This window comes from Brevundimonas sp. (genome assembly GCF_031082345.1).
GTDB lineage: Bacteria > Pseudomonadota > Alphaproteobacteria > Caulobacterales > Caulobacteraceae > Brevundimonas.
Genome location: NZ_JAVHLH010000226.1, coordinates 1 through 4561 on the forward strand (window position 1 = coordinate 1; position 4561 = coordinate 4561).

Consider the following 4561-nt stretch of genomic DNA (forward strand, 5'->3'; position numbering starts at 1 on the left):
GCGCGCCGCTGGGTCCCGGATCGCGCCGCTGCGCGGCTTGTCCGGGATGACGAAATCAATAGAGGGCGTTACGCCGCTTCGCTCATCCCCTGCGCCTTGCGCCCGTCGGCCCATCTGATCAGCGCCGCGCGCGGCCAGGCGACGATCCACGAGCGGGCCGTGTACTCGCCCTTCTCGATCAGGGCGGCGCGGGTCGGGGAGCTGGTGGCGGCGCGCTGGGTGTGGATGTCGCCGGGGCCCTGGTGGATCATGAAGGCGCCGTGCTTCAGCGGGTTGAGACGCAGATAGGCGAGGCGCGGGCTGATCTGCTCCAGCGGCGGATCGTAGAACCACGACGAGCCGAGCATGCCGGCCATCTCGGGGCGGCGCTTGAGGATTTCGGCCGCCGTGGCCCAGGCGCGGTCCCAGCCGGCCTCGTTGAAATCGGACAGTTCGCGGCTCTCGGTATGGACCTCCAGCCACGGCTTCCACGCCTGGGCGGCGGCGTAGGCCGGGATCACCGACCAGCCCCAGCCCTCGCGGGCGTGGCGCAGCACCTGGCCGGGGCCCATGGGCGAGCTGAGGTCGATCATCTGGGTGCGGGCGCCGGGGACGCTGAGGACCAGCGAGATGCGCACGTCCTTGGCCCAGAAGTCGCGGTCGTAGGGGTCGGGGGCGGCGGTGAGGAAGTCGGCGAGGCGGCCGATCCATTCCGGATAGAGTTCCATCACCGCCGGCGGCAGGTCGGCGGCGGGGACGCGGGCCGGCATCTCCAGCGCCCAGATCGCCACGAGGGCGCGGCGGTGGTCGTCGGTCAGGGCCTCTCCAAAGGCGGCGCGCAGGGCTTCCTCGGCGCGATGGCCGGGCTGGTCGAAATCCCAGTGCGGGGCGGAGGCGGCGGCCGCGTCGGCGGCGGCGTCCTTGAGCGCGTGGAGGCGGGCCCGGTCGTCGGGCGAGACCCGGGCCAGCACGGCCTCGAAGGCGGCGATGTGAGCGGGGGTCAGGGTGTCCATGCCGCAACCGTACACAACACCGGTTGGCCGACCGTTAAGGCGAGCCCATGAAAAAGGCGGCGGACCGGAGCCCGCCGCCCTTGTTGTTCAGCGCCTCAAAGCGATCAGTTCGCGTCGTCTTCGACCGCCGAGGTCGGGGGCGGCGGGGGCGTCTCCGCCTCGGCGTCGCCCTGGACGGCGGCGTTCGGGTTGAGGAGCTTGTCGATGACATAGATGCCGCCGTTGGCCGCATCGATCGCCGGTTCCGAAACGGTGGCGTCAGCGACGACGATGGCGTCGCCGGTGCCGTCGATGGTGACCTCGATGCCGCCGGCGGTGGCGATCGGGCCGCGCGCGCCCTGGATCTGCTCGGGCGTCAGGTCGGCGACCAGCACATGGTAGAGCATCAGGTTGCGAAGCTCCTGGGCGTTGGCCGGATTCAGCAGGCGGGCGCGCTCGCCCTCGGGCAGGGCCGCGAAGACCTCGTCGGTCGGGGCGAAAATGGTGATGCGGTCACGGGTGGCCAGAGTCTCGGTCAGCTGGGCCTGGTCGAGCGCCTGCAGCAGGGTCGAGAACCGGCCGTGCATCTTCAGCACCTCGATCACATTCTCCGAGGAGGCCGGCGGCAGGGCCGGAGCGGCGGCCTGCTCGATGTGGGCCGGCGTGGTCTGGGCGATGGCGGCGGGGGCCGCCAGCAGAGCCGTAGCGGCGACGGCAGTGAGAAGTTTTGTATGAAGCATGAGTATCCCCTTTGTTCTTCAAGAGACCGCACTGCCAATCAGGCGGCGGTCGTGATGACGAAAGCCGCCGGGATTAAACCGTGACGTCCCTCTGAGTTCCATATGGGCGCCGGGTTGCGGCGAAACATCCCGCACCTCAAGGTCATCTCAAGGCGATTTGGGGATGACTGCACAATACCGACGATATGCCGCCATAAAGCTTGGCGTGCCGGTAACTAACCCAGATTCGTGGTCGTGATCCACCATCGGGGACGATTTGTCGCCATGAGCCGGGCCGCCGAGAGGGCGGCGGCGGCGGTTTCGAACAGGGCGAAGACCGTGGCGCCGGACCCCGACATCCGCACCAGACGGGCGTCCGGAAGCGCCGCGGCGGCGGCGAGGGCCTCGCCGATGGCGGGCGCGCGGGCGACGGCGGCGTCCTGCAGGTCGTTGCGTTGGGCGGCGAGCCAGTCGACCACCGTGGCGACGTCCCAGGCCGGAGGCGGCGTGGGGCGATCCGCGGCGGCGGGCGGGCCGACGTCATAGGCGCGGTAGACCTCGCCGGTCGGAGAGGCGACGCCGGGATTGATCAGCAGGGCGGGCAGCGACGGCAGGCGCGGCTCGGGCGTCAGCCGCTCTCCCCTGCCCTCGGCCCAGGCGGTGCGGGCGTACAGGCACATGGGGCCGTCGGCGCCGATGGTCGCGGCGATATCGGCGAGGGCGTCGTCGGTCAGATCGAGGGCGAGGATGTCGCGGGCCAGCTTCAGCGCCGCCCCGGCGTCGGAGGATCCGCCGCCCAGCCCGGCCGCGATCGGCAGGCGCTTGTCGAGGGTCACGGCCAGCGGCGGTTCGCCGATCCCGGCCGCTTCGCCGAGGGCGCGCAGGGCCCGCAGGATCAGGTTGTCGCCGGGCCCGGCCAATTCCGCCGCGAACAGCCCCTCGATCGTCAGGGACAGCCGCTCAGAGGGCGCGACCGTGATCCGGTCGCCGACGTCAGCGAAGGCGACGAGGCTGGCCAGCGGGTGAAAGCCGGCGGCGTCGACCGGGCCGACGTGGAGGAACAGGTTGACCTTGGCCGGGGCGAGGGCCGTGCGCGTCTCCATGCCTCAGGGCTGGCTGCCGGTCGTCGGCGGACCCGGCAATCCGGCGGCCAGCTTCTGCTCGACCTCGGCGCGGCGTTCGGGTTCGGGCTCGAGGGTCAGGACCCGGTTCCACTGCCAGCCGGCCTCGCGGATACGGCCGACCCGCCAGTAGGCGTCGCCGAGGTGGTCGTTGATCTCGGCGTTGGCGGGCTGTTTGGCCACGGCCGCCTCGAGCGTCTCGACGGCCGTCTCGTACTGGCCGCGCCGGTACTGGGCCCAGCCGAGCGAGTCCTGGACAGTGCCGTTGCGCGGGTCGGCGGCGAAGGCGCGGGCGATCATCTCGGCCCCCTGCTCAACCCGGCGACCGCTGTCGACCCAGACGTATCCGAGGTGGTTCAGCAGCTCCGGGTCGTCCGGCGCCATCTGCAGGGCGGCCCAGAGTTCGGCCTCCGCCTCCTCGATCCGGCCCAGCCGCTCCAGGGTGCGGCCGCGGTCGAAACGGATATCGACGGACTGCCCGGCCGTGTTCACGGTCGGGCGGTTGAGCACCGCCAACGCCTCCTCGTAGCGTTCGAGATTGAAATACTGGCCGGCCAGCATGCGCGAGACGGCGACCTGATCAGGGGCGGCGGCGTCGGCGCGGAGAAAGGCGTCGAGCGCCTCGTCGTGGCGTTCCGCTTCGGCGAGGCTGACGCCGAGGCGCAGCTGGGCGCCGGCGTAGATGATCGGATTGGCGGGGCCGACCCGGGCGAAGGCGGCGCGCGCGGCCGTGTCCTCGTGCGACTCGTCGAGGCTTTCGGCCAGCCGCAGGAGGATGGTGTCGTCCGGGTGCAGCGCCGCGGCGAAATGCAGGTAGATGGCCGACAGCTGGTGGATGTCGACCTGGCTGGTTTCCATGGCCGCGAAGGCCAGGGCGTCGGAGGCGATCTGGGGCATGGTCGGTGCGGCGGGGGCCCGCCCGCCGGTGCTCATGCGCCGACCGGCGGCGAGGGCGCGCGGATCCGGCCCGTCCCCGGCCAGCGCCGCCGCATAGACGTCCAGCGCCTCGTCGCGGCGACCCTGCCGCTCGAGGAAGGCGCCGTAGTGGACGCGGAACAGGCGGGCGCCGTCGGGGACCGCCAGCAACGCCTTGTATTCGGCCTCGGCCTCGTCGAACCGGCGGCGGCTCTCGAGAAGCTGGGCGCGCTGGTCGCGCAGGACGAGGCCGGCCGTCTCGGTCGTGGCGACCTCGACCGGACGAAGGGCGGCGTCCAAGTCCCCCCCGGCGGCGGCGACCGATGGCAGCAGATAGGTCGACACCGGGCCGTAGGGATCGGGGAACGGCTCGGCCCGCAACAGGGTCAGGGCCGTCGCACCATCGCCGTCGCGCAGGGACTGAACCACCCGGGCCAGGCGCCCGGCGCCGGCGAACAGGGGGGTGTCCGAGACGAAGGGCGCCAACCGCACCACGGCGTCGAGATCGCCGGAGAACAGGCTGGCGAGAAAGGCCTCGCCGCCCAGCTGCGGCTGTTCGGGCGTCAGGGACTGGCTGCGGGCCAACAGTTCGGCGCCGGCGGCCTGCTGGCCCCTGAGGCTGGCGACGCGGCCGGACAGGTAGAGGCCATAGGCGGACTGGCCGTCGGCGGTGAAGGGCGCGGGCGACCAGACCTCCGGGATGGGCGGGACGGCCGGTTCGACCGGCCCGGCGACGGGACCCGTCCCGGCGTCCTCGTCCGGCTCGACAATGATCGCCGGCGCGCCGTCGGGCGCCGGTTCGGCGGACAGGGGCGGCCTCCGAGCGGCCGCCCCT

At 72.3% G+C, this 4561-nt stretch carries 4 protein-coding genes; all 4 read right to left on the minus strand.

Annotation, left to right across the window (positions count from 1 at the left end):
- Window positions 1-68: 68 nt before the first annotated feature.
- Entirely contained in the window at window positions 69-992 is a 924-nt protein-coding gene (locus tag RDU12_RS12710) for a hypothetical protein (protein ID WP_300289996.1), read from the minus strand.
- A 104-nt stretch (window positions 993-1096) separates the two neighbouring features.
- The gene (locus RDU12_RS12715; protein WP_300289998.1) at window positions 1097-1711 is read right to left on the minus strand and encodes a fasciclin domain-containing protein; all 615 of its coding nucleotides are present in this window, start codon (window positions 1709-1711) and stop codon (window positions 1097-1099) included.
- 215 nt (window positions 1712-1926) lie between these two features.
- Window positions 1927-2793, minus strand: coding sequence for a 4-(cytidine 5'-diphospho)-2-C-methyl-D-erythritol kinase (locus RDU12_RS12720; protein ID WP_308684932.1), 867 nt, complete (start codon window positions 2791-2793; stop codon window positions 1927-1929).
- Between the two features lie 3 nt (window positions 2794-2796).
- The coding region (locus RDU12_RS12725; protein WP_308684934.1) for a tetratricopeptide repeat protein at window positions 2797-4561 on the minus strand (1765 nt) is incomplete at its 5' end.

What these genes read in the sequence shown, in the direction of transcription:
- RDU12_RS12715 (WP_300289998.1), bottom strand. Translation starts at nt 1,711, where the DNA reads ATGCTTCATACAAAACTTCTCACTGCCGTCGCCGCTACGGCTCTGCTG.
- RDU12_RS12710 (WP_300289996.1), bottom strand. Translation starts at nt 992, where the DNA reads ATGGACACCCTGACCCCCGCTCACATCGCCGCCTTCGAGGCCGTGCTG.
- RDU12_RS12720 (WP_308684932.1), bottom strand. Translation starts at nt 2,793, where the DNA reads ATGGAGACGCGCACGGCCCTCGCCCCGGCCAAGGTCAACCTGTTCCTC.